Below are 14,230 nucleotides of genomic sequence, written 5' to 3' on the forward strand. Positions count from 1 at the left end.
GGCTGACAGTGTGAGGGGAAGGAAGGTTTGGAACTGGAAGTAAGACGGGATTTCGGGGATAGAGAAATCGCGGTGTGCGGTAAAAGCCTGACAAAATCATAAACAACAGCAACGCCCTGTCTTCGACCAATCCAAGCAGATCCTCATCAAAGCCAATAGCAATTCGGTGCGCAGGATCGGCTGATTAAAACAAGCCCGAGACAGGCTGAGTTGGATAGTTGTCTTGTCTGCCCATACAAGACAACGTCTTCATGGCATCGTCTCAAGCGGATTGAGTAAGAAAATATTTCAGAAGTTTTGTCTGCGACCAATATCAGTATTAATGCAATGTACAGATAACGACCCAGCCTAAAACCAGGAGAAACCATGATTGATGTCTCAAGACGTAAATTCTTGACCGCCGGGGCCGCTTTTACCACTACCGTTTCAACCATTGGGCTGGGAGCGTCGCAGGCTCGCGCGGCCGGTGGAGGACATGGTTTCATGGCAGCGTCGTCTGCTGGGCCAGACGGTTTTGAAGGTCCGGGACCGCATCGCAAGAAAACTCCGGGACTTCAGGGAATTTGCGCGTTATGCGAAGTCACTGGGGGCGGTGAAAAGGTCTACGGTATTGCAGCGGAATATGATGTCGCCATTGATCCTGCCAGCCTGACGACAGACACCTATGCCACTGCTGTCTTTCCCGTAGCCAAAGGCTTTTTCGCCGGAATGCCGCAGGAACCCGATAAGAACGCCACGTCCGCAGTTGGCCGCCCTCGCCTCGTTTCGGCGATCTATACCAACAGCGAAGCGGCGCTGCGTCCTGATGGCAAGAGCGTGGAAGGGCGGTTTGTCATTACCGAATTCCACCACGACCCGGACCTCAGCCTCCCTACCACGGACAGTGACCGGGTAAGCCTGATCCAGAAACATGCTGTTCGCACAGTCGGCGGGGTAACTTACGCCGCAAGCCTGACCGTCTGGAGCAATAGCGGCCGACACGGCAACAACGTTGCAATCCGGGGTGTGGATGCGTGGGAACAGAACCACTGGTGGTGGGATGATACGCGTTCGGCCTGGCTGGAATACAGCATTTATCTGCCGAAATCCTTTTTGGAAACGGGCGGCGAAAACCGCTCCTACCCGCTGATTCTGGCCGTGACCCATTCGGGAACCAGCCCTGATGGGACCTGCGCGCAGACACTGACCGAACAGTGCATCGCCAGTATCTGGAGCCTGCCTGAAGTGCAGGACGAGTATGAATGTGTGGTCATCACGCCGCGTTATGAGCATACGACCATGAATGATTACTGGGAGCACACTTCTGACGTCGAGAACACATACAGGCTCGTTGAATCGCTTCTGAGCAATACGTGGAACTACGGCAACCCCAACCTGCCGGACCGATCGGACAAGGTCCTGAAAATTGATCCCAGGAGGGTCTATTGCACGGGCTGGTCCATGGGAGCCATGACCTCCCTCTGGCTGATGGCAAAACATCCCCAGACTTTTGCGGCCGGACTGATCATTGCCGGACAGCAGCGTCCATCCGATGTTGTCACGCTCGCCAATCAGAAACTTCTGATCATAACCGGTTCGGAAGACAACAAAGCCACGCCCTGGAATGAGAAATGTCTTCCCGTCTGGAAACAGGCAGGAGCGAAAATCACGCGCCCCGACCATAATCTGGACCCTGCGCTGATCTTTCCTGTGGAACGACAGGATGCCTTGACCAGACAGATCAACGGCTATCTTGCGGAAGGCGGCAACATCACCTTCCTGACATTTGAAGGCGTGGATCACATGGGATCCGCACGGAAATTCTTCCATATTGCCGCCGCACGGCACTGGCTTCTGGATCAGGTCAGAGCATAGCTCTGGCCTGACGGCAGGATGGGATTCAGAAAGATTCAATCGCGTGTAGTGAAAAATAGAATCTGCGGCCCCATCCTGAAATACGGGGGAGAGACGTAAATGATGTCGGGCCGCTTAAGTCCTAAAGCATCATACGTAATATCGATATGTCTTTCGGTGCTCGTTTTCATCATTTTACGCAACACAGAATCCTGTTCTTCCAATAAAAATATAACATCATATTTATTTCTGTTGGTTCTGATTTCTATTTTTTCCGTTCTGGGAATCGGTCTACTATGGAGTGTGGCAAAAGCCTTTTCAGGCCCAGGCCTAACAAATAAACCTTGGTTTCCATTTGCCTTAGCTTTTGTTTTTAGTGTGGGTCTTGCCCCACTATTCGCAGCCTTTCCTCCCGGAATGGCCTTGGATGGGTTTCCCGAACCCGGGTTTTGGCATCGCTATGAAATGATTCTGACAGCAACCTGGCAGGCCTTAATAGCGGCTAGTATAGCGGGGTCAGGGATATATGTGCTGTTGGAAAGGCAGTCCTACCTCTACAGAAAAAATACTTTTTAATCTTTTGGATCGGCTGCAAATCCGATGAAATCGGTGAGATACTGAACATCCGCATCAGTTTCCCGATGCCCCAGAAAGATCTGCTTCGCAATTCCGGTTGCACCCAGTCTTACGGAATGAAGGTCGAAGCGTGACGCATATTCATCCACCAGCCATCGGGGAAGTGCTGCAACTCCCCGGCCATGTGCCACCATGACCAGCATGATATCCGTCGTCTCGATCTGTTTCTGCTGACGGGGTGCGATGCCGGCGGGCTGGAGAAACTGGGTATAGATATCCAGCCGTTCCGAGGGTACAGGATAGGTGATGAGCGTTTCTTCGGCAAGCTGCTCAGGCGTGACGCGATCAACGCCATACAGTCTGTGACCGCTGCCCACGACGAGGACCAGTTCATAATCAAAGACCGGCGTGAAGTTCAGGCCGGGCTTATAAAGCGGGTCAGGCGTTACGAGAATATCAATCTCGTTGCTCAGGATCGCCCCGATGCCGCCGAACTGAAATTTCTGCCGGACATCGACATCCACTTTCGGCCAGCGTTCGAGATAGGGCGAGACAACGTTGAGAAGCCACTGGTAGCAGGGATGGCATTCCATCCCGATCCTCAATGTGCCACGCTCACCATTCGCAAACTGCTCCAGCCGCTCTTCAGCCAGCGAAAACTGCGGTAACAGCCGGTTTGCGAGAGACAACAGCCACTGGCCGGCCTGAGTGAGGATCAGGGACCGGCCTTCGCGTCGCCAGATCTTCACGCCGAGCTGCATCTCGATCTTGCGGACGGCATGGCTGAGAGCAGGCTGGGTCAGATTCAGCCGTGCGCCAGCCGCTGTTAGTGAACCTTCCCGGGCAACTTCCTGAATAATCATCAGATGATTGCGTTGCAGAACACTCATCTCTTACCACCTATATGCATTAAATTAATACATTCATGAAAACATATCATTTATATTCATCATTATAAAGTTCTAGTTGAAATCATCTGAACGTCGGTCATCCCGCCTCACCGATCTGATGCAGCTGATATGAATACGAATTTGAAACGCCTTCTTTCCGGGAAACTGGCGGACCATCCGTCGCTCTGTCATTCTGACATGCCCGTTCCTGTCCTCTCTTTCGAAGTCGTTCCCCCGAGGACAGACGCGATGGAGCGGCGTTTGTGGCAGTGCATCCGCCGTCTGGCGCCTCTTTCTCCCCGCTTTGTCTCGGTGACCTATGGGGCGGGTGGTACGATGCAGGCGCAGACACAGGCGACAGTCCTGCGCCTGAAGCAGGAGACGACGCTCGTGCCGGCCGCTCATCTGACATGTATTGGCGCCACCCGCGAAGAAATCGATGATATCGCCCGCACCTACTGGCAGGCCGGTGTCAGCCATCTGGTGGCTTTGCGCGGCGATGCGCCCGCGGGCACCGATTATACGCCGCGTCCGGGTGGTTACGCCTATGCCAGCGATCTTGTCGCTGGCCTGCGTCGCATTGCTGACTTTGAAATCTCGGTTGCCGCCTACCCGGAAACACACCCTATCGCCCTGAGCCCCCAGGCCGATATCGACAATCTCAAACGCAAGTTCGATGCCGGTGCGAGCCGGGCCATAACCCAATATTTCTTTGAGGCTTCGACCTGTCTGCGCTTTCTTGATCGCTGTCTGGCGGCTGGTATTACCGCCCCGATCGTTCCTGGTATCATGCCAGTGTCGAACTATGATCAGATTGCACGTTTCTCGGCGCTCTGTGGGGTTACGGTACCGGCGTGGGTGACGCACCTGTTTGAAGGAACGGCAAAGAACCCGGAACTCTGCCGTATCGCGGCCTGTATCGTAGCGGCAGAGCAGGTTCGCACTCTGCAGTCCCACGGAATCAACGAGTTCCATTTCTCTACGCTGAACCGTCCTGATCTGACCTGCGCGATTGCACATCTTCTGGGTGCGCGTCCAGCCAGCGAGACGGATTCATGAAGAAGCAAAGTCGGAAATCACGGAAGGGGTGATGATGTTTGATGAAACGCAGGACGGATGGTCCCCTGCCAGTACCGGGACAGGTGCCCTGCCCTCGGCAGACAAAGCCGGGAATGAACAGGGAATGTCATCCCTGACATGCAACGCCCCGGAGATCACTGATTCTGACGGGGAAGACGACCCCGGATGTCCATGCTGCGTGATCCCCTGGTTCCGCTGAACCAGGGGAGCGGCAGATCAGGCTGAGAGTTCTTTGCGCACGATTTCTGCGCCTGCACCCAGAGCATTCAGCTTTCCGCGTGCGACACGACGCGACAGAGGCGCCATACCGCAGTTCGTCGAAGGATAAAGCTTGTCCGCATCCACGAACTGCAGAGCCTTTCGGAGCGTGCTGGCGACGTCTTCCGGCGTTTCAATGGTATTGGTCGCCACATCAATGGCCCCCACCATCACCTTTTTGCCGCGCACAAGCTCAATGAGATCCATCGGAACGCGGGAATTCTGGCATTCCAGTGAGATCAGATCGATGCTGGCTTTCTGCAGCTTCGGGAAGATTTCCTCATACTGCCGCCACTCTGCGCCCAGCGCATTTTTCCAGTCGATATTGGCTTTGATGCCGTACCCGTAGCAGATATGGACAGCCGTTTCGCATTTCAGTCCTTCAACGGCCTTCTCCAAAGTGGCAATGCCCCAGTCATTGACCTCATCAAAGAAGACGTTAAAGGCCGGTTCATCAAACTGGATGATATCGACCCCGGCAGCCTCCAGTTCCCTGGCCTCCTGATTGAGGATCTTCGCGAATTCCCAAGCCAGCTTTTCACGGCTTTTGTAATGACCGTCGTAGAGCGTATCGATCATCGTCATGGGGCCCGGAAGCGCCCATTTAATCGGTTTTTTCGTCAGTGCCCGCAGATATTTTGCATCTTCAACAAAGACGGGCTTTTCACGGGTCACGGCGCCCACGACGGACGGCACGCTCGCATCGTAACGATTGCGGATCTTGACGGTCTGACGGTTCTCGAAGTCAACGCCGCCAAGATGTTCAATGAATGTCGTGACGAAATGCTGACGTGTCTGTTCGCCATCGCTGACGATATCAATGCCGGCACGATCCTGATCGTCCAGCGTCAGACGCAGCGCATCCTGTTTGCCTTCGACCAGTTCCTCCCCCTGCAATTTCCAGGGGGACCAGAGTGTCTCGGGCTTTGCCAGCCAGGACGGTTTGGGAAGGCTGCCGGCCGTTGAGGTGGGGAGCAGTGTTTTCATGACAGATGACCTTGTGTTCTGGTGTGTTCAAACGGAGTACTGGGCAGACCACTGCTCAAGAACGTCCTGATACGGCTTGATGAAGCTCTCTTCCGTAAACCTGCCCTGCGCGATCGCCAGCTGGCTGCGCTCCTCGCGGTCGTAGACAATCCGGGTCACCGAATGATCCTGGTGCTTCAGGCTCGGCTGATAGCAGTCAGCCGCCGGAGAGTTCGAATTGTAGATTTCAGGACGGTAAATCTTCTGAAAAGATTCCATCGTGCTGATGGTGCTGATGAGCTCCATATTGGAGTAATCGGAGAGCAGATCGCCAAAGAAATAAAAGGCCAAAGGCGCAGACGCATTCTCAGGCATGAAATACCTGACCTTCATGCCCATTTTCCCGAAGTACTGGTCGGTCAGCGAAAATTCCCGCTGCTCGTACTCAACGCCCAGCACCGGATGATGATTTCTGGTTCTGTAATAAGTCCTGTTGCTTGAAACGCTCAGGCAAATTACGGGCATTTTCCTGAAATGGGCCTTGTAGCACTCTGAATTGATAAAACACTTGAACAGGTTGCCATGCAGATCACCGAAACGCTCAGGCGTTCTGAATTCTGACAGATCTTTATTGTGATTTAACAGCAGGACACTGAAATCATAGTCGCGGACGTAGGATGAAAAGTTATTCCCGACAATTCCCGGGATGCGTTTGGCGTCTTTTCTGTCAAAGATAGAGGTGTTCAGCACCTCTATCAGAGGAAAACACTCATTTTTCCCCTCGGATTTGATCGTCATTTCAGCAGAAATGATATCAACTCCCACGGAATAGCGGTCTCCGTTGGGATTGTCCCAATGCGCCAGGGAATTGAAACGGTTATTAATCATGCGCAGAACATTCCGCAGGTTTTCCTGCCTGTGTTCCCCGCGCGCCAGATTGGCAAAATTGGTTGTCAGACGTGTGCTGTCTGAGGGCGTGTAATCTTCATTGAATGGGATTTTCTTGATATTGAATGTAAATTCAACCGACATGATAGATACTGCCTAGATTACTGAAGATCCCGAATTATTCCCTTTTTATTCAGGAATGTTTCTTCAGTTTGCGTTTCAGAGCGATGCAGAATCTTATGCCCGATAGGTTAATTGAATAAAAATGATTTTATTTCATTTAAGTATGAATTTCACTCATGGGTAGCTGGACCCTTTGGTAGCAGGTAATAAAAAAGGCCGTATGGTTCACACATGAACCGCACGGCCTGTTCTCGCATTTCCTCAGGGATTCATGAATATTACCAGCTATACCCTATGCTGGCCTGAGCATTCCGGCGCTCCCCGTAGTAACAATACTGTCCGTCGGCTCCATAGGCGAAGCAGTTTGCAATATAGTTTTTGTCAAATAGATTCCTGACACTGGCGGCGACCTTCCAGCCACGAAGGGAATGAGACATGTTGTTGAGATCATAGGCTATTGACGCGTCAAACAGGGCATATTGCGGAAGCCAGACGCTGCCATAGGTCGCTTCGCCACCATAGGTCTTGTTGGAATACCGCATACCGCCACCAAAACCGAACCCTTTGAGCGGGCCGGACGGCATCGTGTAAAAGGCAAACAGGGACGCGTTTCCCTTACCGGACTGGATCAGAGGCTTCCCGGTGGAGTCATCCTTAACCTTCTGGAAACTGACTGCCGCCGTGACCATCAGGTTGTGGAACGGCTGGGCATGGGCTTCAAACTCAAAGCCATCCGAATGAACCAGACCGCTTTGCAGGCTGTATCCCGTATTGGCAACGGAAACGAGGACGTTGCTCTGCTCGATATGAAAACCCGCTGCGGTAAAAAGGACCGACGTCCCCGGGATCTGGTATTTCAGACCGCCTTCAAGCTGCTTGCCGATGGACGGATGGGCCTGTCGCAGCGTCGCGCCGCCGTCATTCGAGACCGTGCCCGATTGCGGCTGAAAGGATGTCGAGTAGCTGATATAGGGCGAGAGACCGAAATCGAAATGATACAGTCCTGAAGCGCGCCAGGTAATCTGGCTTGCACTCTGCCGGTCATTGGACTGCTCGAAATATTCGGTCTGATGGGACCGATACCAGTCATTGCGGATGCTGCCCGTCAGGATCAGTCGCTTCCAGCGGATCTCATCCTGTCCATAAGCACCGATCTGATGGGATTTCGTGACGTAATTAAGATAGGGCGTCAGGTCGGCAATGGCCATGTGATAGTCGGGATGCAGCACGTCCAGATCCGGCGCATCCCCATAGGCTTCCATATCGTTCGCCTTCTGCTGCATGTAGTCAAAACCAAACATCAGCGCATGACGCAGCGGCCCTGTGCGAACCCGTCCCTTGAACTGGCTGTCAAAGGCCAGATTATAGGTATGCTCCTGCGTGCCATAGGCGGAACGCGACAGCATCTGGCCGCTGGTGCCGTCGTCACTGTCGTAATATCCATTGTCATAGACACTGCGATAGACCGTTCGGATGTCGTCATAACGGCCACGCGTGCTGAAGCTCCAGTCATCGTTGAAGCGATGGTTCAGGATATAGGTGATAGCGCCCTGACGTCGGTTGAACTTTTCCGCCGAGACATCGCCATCATAGAAATTGCGCGGCAAATAACCGTAGGACGCGCGCTTGAGAGAACCGATCAGCGGGACACCACCATAGGAACCGTTCTCCGGATCATACTGGTAGTTCCCGAGCAGCGTCAGGGTTGTCGGGCCGTCCCCGCCGAACGTGAAGGACGGGCTGATGCTGAAACGCCGGCTTCCGGTCCTGCTCAACTGCGTGTGTTGTCCGTTGATGGTGCCGTACACACGATAGCGGACCATTCCATCATCCGTCGCAAAGCCCCCCACATCCGCATCGACACGATAGAGATCGAACATACCGCCCGTCGCATTTACGCCGCCATAGAACCGCTGATCCGTCGGCAGCTTGCTGGACAGCGAGGTAAGGCCGCCAGGGCTGGACTGACCGTAAAGCGCGGATGCCGGCCCCTTCAGAAGCTCGACGCGATCCAGACGGAACGTGTCAGTCTGAGCCACCGCGAAACCTGTCGGACTGTCCTGAAATTTCAGGCCATCCAGAAAAGTCGGGACCGTGAAGCCACGCAGATCGAAAAGATCATAGCGCGTCCCTTCTCCGCCGCGCGTATCGGCCGTCACGCCTGCGGCATACCGGACAGCCTGATTGAGGGTCAGCACGCCGCGCGCATCCATTTCGTCGCGGGTAATCACCGTTACCGACTGGGCCGTCTCGATCAGGGGCGTGTTCGACTTGGTTGCGGAGGACGCAACGGTCGAGGCCAGATGCCCGCGAACCCTCACCTGTTCGACGTCTTTTGCATGTGTTTCCACGGATTTGTGTGCGACGTGGCCAACTGCTGTTTTCCCGGTTTGCCGGTCCGTGTCGGCTTTCCTGTCCTGATCGGCAGCAAACGCCGTATCGCTCAGAACAATCGAAAAAAGCGCCGTGTAGATGATCCTGTTACGCTGCATACCCCACCCATGTGTCGTTACCGGCTTCTGCACCCAGAGGGTCGGCGGTCTGTCTTTTGTATTGAGAATGACTCTTAGTTGCGCTTCCAACCACATTCGTAGGTCGCATCAACCGACGCGACGGCCATTGGCCCGAACGCGAACAAACTCTGCCTGATCGCCGAGGATGGAAGTCGCTGCGGTGTTGCCTGAATGGGAGCGGATGGGAGATTGGGGCTGAGAAAAGCCAGTTACAGGGGCGGCGTCAGCGTGCCTACGCGCACCATACGGGGCGAGACGCCGAAGGTTCGATGGAACATCGTGCTGAAACTACTGGGGTTCTCGTAACCGAGGTCGAATGCGACTTCGGAAATCGACTGTCCCGCGGCAATGCGGGAAGCCGCCTCGACCACCCGGACACGCCGGCGCCAGGCAGCGAAACCCATGCCCATTTCCTGCTGGAAAAGTCGGGTAAAGGTCCGCCGGTCCATGCCTGCTTCCCGCGCCCAGTAGTCGATGTCGTGGCAGTCTCCGGGCTGGGCAGCAATCGCCTCACAGACGCGAAGCAGGCGCGGATCGGAAGGAAACAGCAACCGGTCCGCAATTGGGGGCGCGCGCCTGATTTCACCGACAAGAAGCCGCGCAATAGACGTCATGCGCTCATCCATGGAGAACTCGTAGCGCATGGCGATAATCTCATCCACGAGCCCCCGCATGAGGGATGAGGCGTCGAACATCTTGCACGGAAGGTCTTCGGCTTCCGGCAGTGTCGGATCAACGTAAATGACCTGAAATGCCAGATCGGTCCGGCAGTTTGCCTGATGAAGCGTGTTGGCGGGTATCCACATCCCCTGCCCTGACCCAAGCACGAAACTGCGCCCCAGCGTACTGATGGTCACCGTTCCGCCCAGAAACAGCGAGAGCTGGGAGCGGTCATGCGTGTGATACCCGTCGACGAAACCACCCAGATAACGGTCTGCAAACCCCACGACCGGCGGCGGACGGTCCGGCAGATCGGCCGTCCGCTTCATGATGCGATGACCCCGTTCATGTTTCTTCAAAAGAGACCCAGCAAAATGATCCTGCCCGATGTTCCGTTCGTCTGCACCAACACATCAGAATGATGCGTCATAGAACACTGGCGGACATTCCGCGTCCATTTTTTGAAGAGCCTGAGCGGAAATGGGGCTTCTCAGGCCGGGATGTTCTGCAGGACCAGAAAACCTTCGAAAACAGGAGACCCCACCATCAGCGTTCGTCCCTGCCCAGCGCCCGTATGCGCCTGCCGGAACTGTTCGGACTGGGTCCATCCCACGAAGGCATCATGGGAGTCCCAGACTGTGTGGGATGCATAAAGCGTCAGACCATCCTGCGTCGGGCCTTTCAGGAACTGGAAACTGACGAACCCGGGCACCGTCTTTAGAAGGACTTCCCGCTCCAGCCAGCGTTTTTCAAAAGCTTCGGCATTGTCCTGGGCCACTCTGAAGCGGTTCATCGCAATATACTGGTGCATCTGTTTTCTCTTTCATCATCTGTTTTCTCTTTCATCAGCTTCATCAGCTGAAAATGATATCGTGCGGCAGGATGTAGGGCTTGCCCGTTCGTTCATGGGTTCGGACGCGCCCCTCTTCCAGCCCGAACACCGTCTGGGCCAGAGTGTCTGTCAGAACGTCCTGTGGGGGCCCCTGCGCATGAATGGTGCCCTGATGCACGACCACGATCCTGTCGGCACAGGCTACGGCCCAGTTGAGGTCATGCAGGACCAGGACAACCCCGCCTCCCTTACGGGCATGCGCGCGGGCAAGATCAAGGACCAGGTGCTGACGGGCCGGATCCTGCGCGGAAATCGGCTCGTCGAGCAGCAGAAAGCCCGGCGCATTCCCCTTGTCCGACACCGCGGCCTCAAGCTGCATCAGGACGCGGGCCAGATGGACACGCTGGCGCTCGCCGCCGGAAAGATCCATGACATCGCGATCCGCAAAGTGCTCCAGCCCGACGCGACCGAGCAGGTCTTCCGCCAGCACTGTGCGCTCCTTTGCGGTCAAGCGGGGCGCCGAGACCCGGGCCCCCATCACGACGAGATCCCGCAGTGTGAAGCGTGCCCGCAGGACAGTCTCCTGCGTCAGCATGGCGCGCATCGCCGCGAGACGTTCCGGAGTAAGATGGTTCAACTCCGTACCCTGCAACGTCACCGTTCCACTGCTGGGAGATAGCAACCCGCTGGCAATCCGGAGCAGCGTGCTTTTCCCCGCCCCGTTCGGCCCGACAATGGCCGTAACCTGTCCTGTCTCGAAGCAAAGCGAAGCCCCGTGCAGGATCGTTTTCCCGCTCGCGCGCCAGACGACATCCTGAAGAGCAAGGCTCATGAGACCACCTCGCGTCCGTGGGCGCCGGACAGAAGCCAGACGAAGACCGGCGTTCCCAGAACAGCCGTCACGATCCCCACTGGCACGTCAGCGGGGATGGCAATCACGCGCGCCAGCGTATCGGCCACGATCATGAGGCTTGCCCCTAAAAGCGCACTTCCCGGCAGAACGAGGCGATGATCCGGGCCCGTCACCAGCCGGACAAGATGCGGCACGATGACGCCCACGAACCCGATCGCCCCCACGAAGGACACCGTTGGCCCGACGGCACAGGCTACCGCCACCATGGCCAGACGCTTGATCCGTTCGACCGGATACCCGATCAGGCGGGCATCGCTTTCGCCCAGCAGCAGGGCATTGAGCGGCGTGGCCAGACGTGCCGTCACGGCAGCCGCAACGCACAGGAACGGACATAACAGCCCGATGCGGGACCATGTCGCACCGGCGAAGCTACCCATGGTCCAGAATGTCAGGTCACGCAGGGCCGTATCGTTGGCACGGAAAATAAGAATACCCGTCAGCGCCCCGGAGAACGCCCCGAGCGCCACGCCAGCCAGAAGGATCGTGCTGACGGAGGTCACGCCCCCGCGCGTCGCAAACAGATACAGTAGATAGGCAGCGGCAAAGCTGCCGCACATCCCCGCAGCAGGAATGGCCCAGACACCCCATGTACCCGAAACAAGCCATGGTCCCCCCAGAACGATCATGCAGGCCGTCGCCAGTGCCGCACCCGATGACACGCCAATCAGCCCCGGATCGGCCAAAGGATTGCGGAAAAGCCCCTGCATGACCGCTCCAGCAACCGCCAGCGCCGCCCCGGTCAGGCTCGACATCACCACCCGTGGCCCGCGGATGCGAAGCAGCACGATCCGGTCTGCCCGGATGTCAGAATCCGTCGTTCCATGCCAGAGAGCCGACAGGTGCACACCCGTCGCACCGATATTCAGCGCGGCGATGACGGCCAGCAGCAGCAATGGTATGAGAGCGATCAGAAAGATCAGGGCCTGACGCCGGGATGATGTCATACGGGATGACCCGCCGTTTCAATCAGGCGCGCCAGATCAAGCGCAGCCTGGGGCGTGCGGGGCCCAAATCCAAGTAGACGCTCCCCTTCCATGGCAATAATCGCCCGGCTCTTGCCCGCAGGGGTCAACTGGAACCCCGGATCAGCCAGAAGCTCATTCCGGATCGCATCCCCACCCTGTTGCATCGTCAGGATTACATCCGGGCGCAGTGCGACAAGGTTTTCCTGATCCACGATCTTGTAGCCCTGCATGCCCGCTCCGGCATTGATCGCCCCCGCAAGACCGATCACGGCATCCGCAGCCGTTCCTGCCCCAGCGGCCATGGGACGGTTGTTGGTCATGCGCATCACGAACAGCACACGCCTCATCTGCGGATGGGCCGCGCGCCATAAGGCGAGGCTCCGGAACTGGTCCGAAATTGTGCCGCACAGGCGCTCACCTTCCGGCTTCGCATCAACGATTTCGGCCAGAAAACGGGTGCGTCCCTCGATCGCTTCCGGCGAGTGCGTTGCATCCACGAACACGACCGGAACGCCTGAAGCTGCAAGCTGATCCATCGCAGCAGCGGGACCGGAATCATTCATGGCCAGAATCAGGTCCGGCCTGAGAGACAGAACCCCTTCGGCGGAAATCGCCCGCATGTAGCCCAGGTTTTTCTTTTCCCGCTGTGCTTGTTCCGGCCATGTAGACGTCAGATCAACGCCAATGATGCTTTGCGAGCGTCCAAACGCATAAAGCGTTTCCGTAATAGTACCACCGATACAGGCTATCCGCTGTGCCGCCGGGATCACAACATGACGCCCGCGGCAGTCCGTTATCGTCCGCACAGAGGCCGCATGAGTTGTTTCAGGCAGAATACCGGCCGCCACGCTCATGGCGACGAGGGACAGGCCCAGCTTTCGCCGGGAAAGAGCGGAATTCTGAGTCATCACGCGGCCTGCTCCATCCCTTCGACAGTCCGGAGCACTTCAGAGGCACTGAACGCCCGTTGCCCGATCGTCAAATGCTCGCCCTTACCGGCGTTCTTATGCGCTGTCTGGAACAGGTCCGATCCACCACGCCATGCCTCGAAGGCCTCGCGCGACGCCCAGAACGTATGGGAAATGTAAGCCACAGGGTTAGGATAGGCGCTGCCTTTCAGGAACGGGATCATGAGGCAACCCGGGGCAGTGTTGAGAAGCCCCGCCCGATCCAGCCAGCGGCGCCGGAAACCGGGGTGCCAGTCCAGCCGCACTTTGAAACGGTTCACAACAACAAACATCTGGCTCTGCTCGCTTCCGGGATATGGTCCAATCCGATGTGACAAGGCTGCCATATGTGAAAATGAGAATCAATCTCAACTTAACCGAAGGCATCACCTTGGCATCTTGTTGCGATACATTTTCAAAAAGAACGTGAGGGTTCGAAAAACCCCTTGGTTTTGAGCCCGTCTCTGTAATTCTATTTTCCCTGCGTGGATTAGGGATAGATGGCATGAAGCAGCCGGGTTTCTTTGATGTTGAAGAGCGGCTTGCTCGGTTGAGTGGGCCTGGTGATCAGCTCGAAGCCTTTCCCCGGACTGTGGATTTTGAGGTGTTTCGACCTGATGAGGAGAAGGCTCTTGCCTATTCAGGCGGCCGCAAAGGCGGCCGTCCGCCCTTTGATCCGGTGTTGATGTTCAAAATCCTGGTGATCCAGACACTGAACAAGCTCTCCGACGAGCGGATGGAAGACCTGATCAATGACCGTCTGTCTTTTATGCGCTTCCTTGGTCT

14 protein-coding genes are annotated in these 14,230 nt (G+C 56.2%); 4 read left to right on the forward strand and 10 right to left on the reverse strand.

What is annotated here, in order from left to right:
• Positions 1 to 366 precede the first annotated feature (366 nt).
• Together HKD27_RS15350 and HKD27_RS15355 are read left to right on the forward strand one after the other, a co-directional pair.
• Positions 367 to 1,854 (forward strand): alpha/beta hydrolase-fold protein, encoded by a 1,488-nt coding sequence (locus HKD27_RS15350; protein WP_194690111.1) that lies wholly within the window; start codon positions 367 to 369, stop codon positions 1,852 to 1,854.
• A gap of 99 nt (positions 1,855 to 1,953) precedes the next feature.
• Positions 1,954 to 2,409 (forward strand): hypothetical protein, encoded by a 456-nt coding sequence (locus tag HKD27_RS15355; RefSeq protein ID WP_194690112.1) that lies wholly within the window; start codon positions 1,954 to 1,956, stop codon positions 2,407 to 2,409.
• On the opposite strand, the gene HKD27_RS15360 is transcribed toward HKD27_RS15355, so the two are convergent.
• Positions 2,406 to 3,299 carry a LysR family transcriptional regulator gene (locus tag HKD27_RS15360; protein ID WP_194690113.1) on the reverse strand — a complete coding sequence of 298 codons (894 nt, stop codon included), beginning with the start codon at positions 3,297 to 3,299 and terminating at the stop codon, positions 2,406 to 2,408. The two genes, HKD27_RS15355 and HKD27_RS15360, sit on opposite strands and share 4 nt — an antisense overlap.
• 129 nt (positions 3,300 to 3,428) lie before the next feature.
• Between HKD27_RS15360 and metF the strand changes: the two genes are divergently transcribed.
• Positions 3,429 to 4,358: a methylenetetrahydrofolate reductase [NAD(P)H] gene (metF, locus tag HKD27_RS15365; protein WP_194690114.1), complete on the forward strand. Its 930-nt coding sequence runs from the start codon at positions 3,429 to 3,431 to the stop codon at positions 4,356 to 4,358.
• Between the two features lie 237 nt (positions 4,359 to 4,595).
• On the opposite strand, the gene HKD27_RS15370 is transcribed toward metF, so the two are convergent.
• From HKD27_RS15370 to HKD27_RS15410, 9 genes are all read right to left on the reverse strand, one after another.
• The gene (locus HKD27_RS15370) at positions 4,596 to 5,624 is read right to left on the reverse strand and encodes a methionine synthase (RefSeq protein ID WP_194690115.1); all 1,029 of its coding nucleotides are present in this window, start codon (positions 5,622 to 5,624) and stop codon (positions 4,596 to 4,598) included.
• Between the two features lie 27 nt (positions 5,625 to 5,651).
• The gene (locus HKD27_RS15375) at positions 5,652 to 6,635 is read right to left on the reverse strand and encodes a DUF1852 domain-containing protein (RefSeq protein WP_194690116.1); all 984 of its coding nucleotides are present in this window, start codon (positions 6,633 to 6,635) and stop codon (positions 5,652 to 5,654) included.
• Positions 6,636 to 6,892: 257 nt separating this feature from the next.
• Positions 6,893 to 9,106 (reverse strand): TonB-dependent siderophore receptor, encoded by a 2,214-nt coding sequence (locus HKD27_RS15380; protein WP_194690117.1) that lies wholly within the window; start codon positions 9,104 to 9,106, stop codon positions 6,893 to 6,895.
• A 230-nt stretch (positions 9,107 to 9,336) separates the two neighbouring features.
• Positions 9,337 to 10,116, reverse strand: a complete 780-nt coding sequence (locus tag HKD27_RS15385; RefSeq protein WP_194690118.1) for an AraC family transcriptional regulator — start codon at positions 10,114 to 10,116, stop codon at positions 9,337 to 9,339.
• Between the two features lie 161 nt (positions 10,117 to 10,277).
• Entirely contained in the window at positions 10,278 to 10,598 is a 321-nt protein-coding gene (locus HKD27_RS15390; protein ID WP_062493513.1) for an antibiotic biosynthesis monooxygenase, read from the reverse strand.
• A gap of 43 nt (positions 10,599 to 10,641) precedes the next feature.
• Positions 10,642 to 11,451, reverse strand: coding sequence for a heme ABC transporter ATP-binding protein (locus HKD27_RS15395; protein ID WP_194690119.1), 810 nt, complete (start codon positions 11,449 to 11,451; stop codon positions 10,642 to 10,644).
• Positions 11,448 to 12,476: an iron ABC transporter permease gene (locus HKD27_RS15400; protein WP_194690120.1), complete on the reverse strand. Its 1,029-nt coding sequence runs from the start codon at positions 12,474 to 12,476 to the stop codon at positions 11,448 to 11,450. The genes HKD27_RS15395 and HKD27_RS15400 overlap by 4 nt, the downstream gene beginning before the upstream one ends.
• Positions 12,473 to 13,405 (reverse strand): hemin ABC transporter substrate-binding protein, encoded by a 933-nt coding sequence (locus HKD27_RS15405; RefSeq protein WP_194690124.1) that lies wholly within the window; start codon positions 13,403 to 13,405, stop codon positions 12,473 to 12,475. Before HKD27_RS15405 ends, HKD27_RS15400 begins: the two co-directional genes overlap by 4 nt.
• Positions 13,405 to 13,725: an antibiotic biosynthesis monooxygenase gene (locus tag HKD27_RS15410; RefSeq protein WP_370544285.1), complete on the reverse strand. Its 321-nt coding sequence runs from the start codon at positions 13,723 to 13,725 to the stop codon at positions 13,405 to 13,407. Before HKD27_RS15410 ends, HKD27_RS15405 begins: the two co-directional genes overlap by 1 nt.
• A gap of 224 nt (positions 13,726 to 13,949) precedes the next feature.
• Between HKD27_RS15410 and HKD27_RS15415 the strand changes: the two genes are divergently transcribed.
• Positions 13,950 to 14,230 (forward strand): transposase (locus HKD27_RS15415; RefSeq protein ID WP_194690122.1); only part of this gene is annotated, 281 nt, incomplete at its 3' end.

The sequence above is a fragment of the Gluconobacter sp. R75690 genome (assembly GCF_015244525.1).
Classification (GTDB): Bacteria; Pseudomonadota; Alphaproteobacteria; order Acetobacterales; family Acetobacteraceae; genus Gluconobacter; species Gluconobacter potus.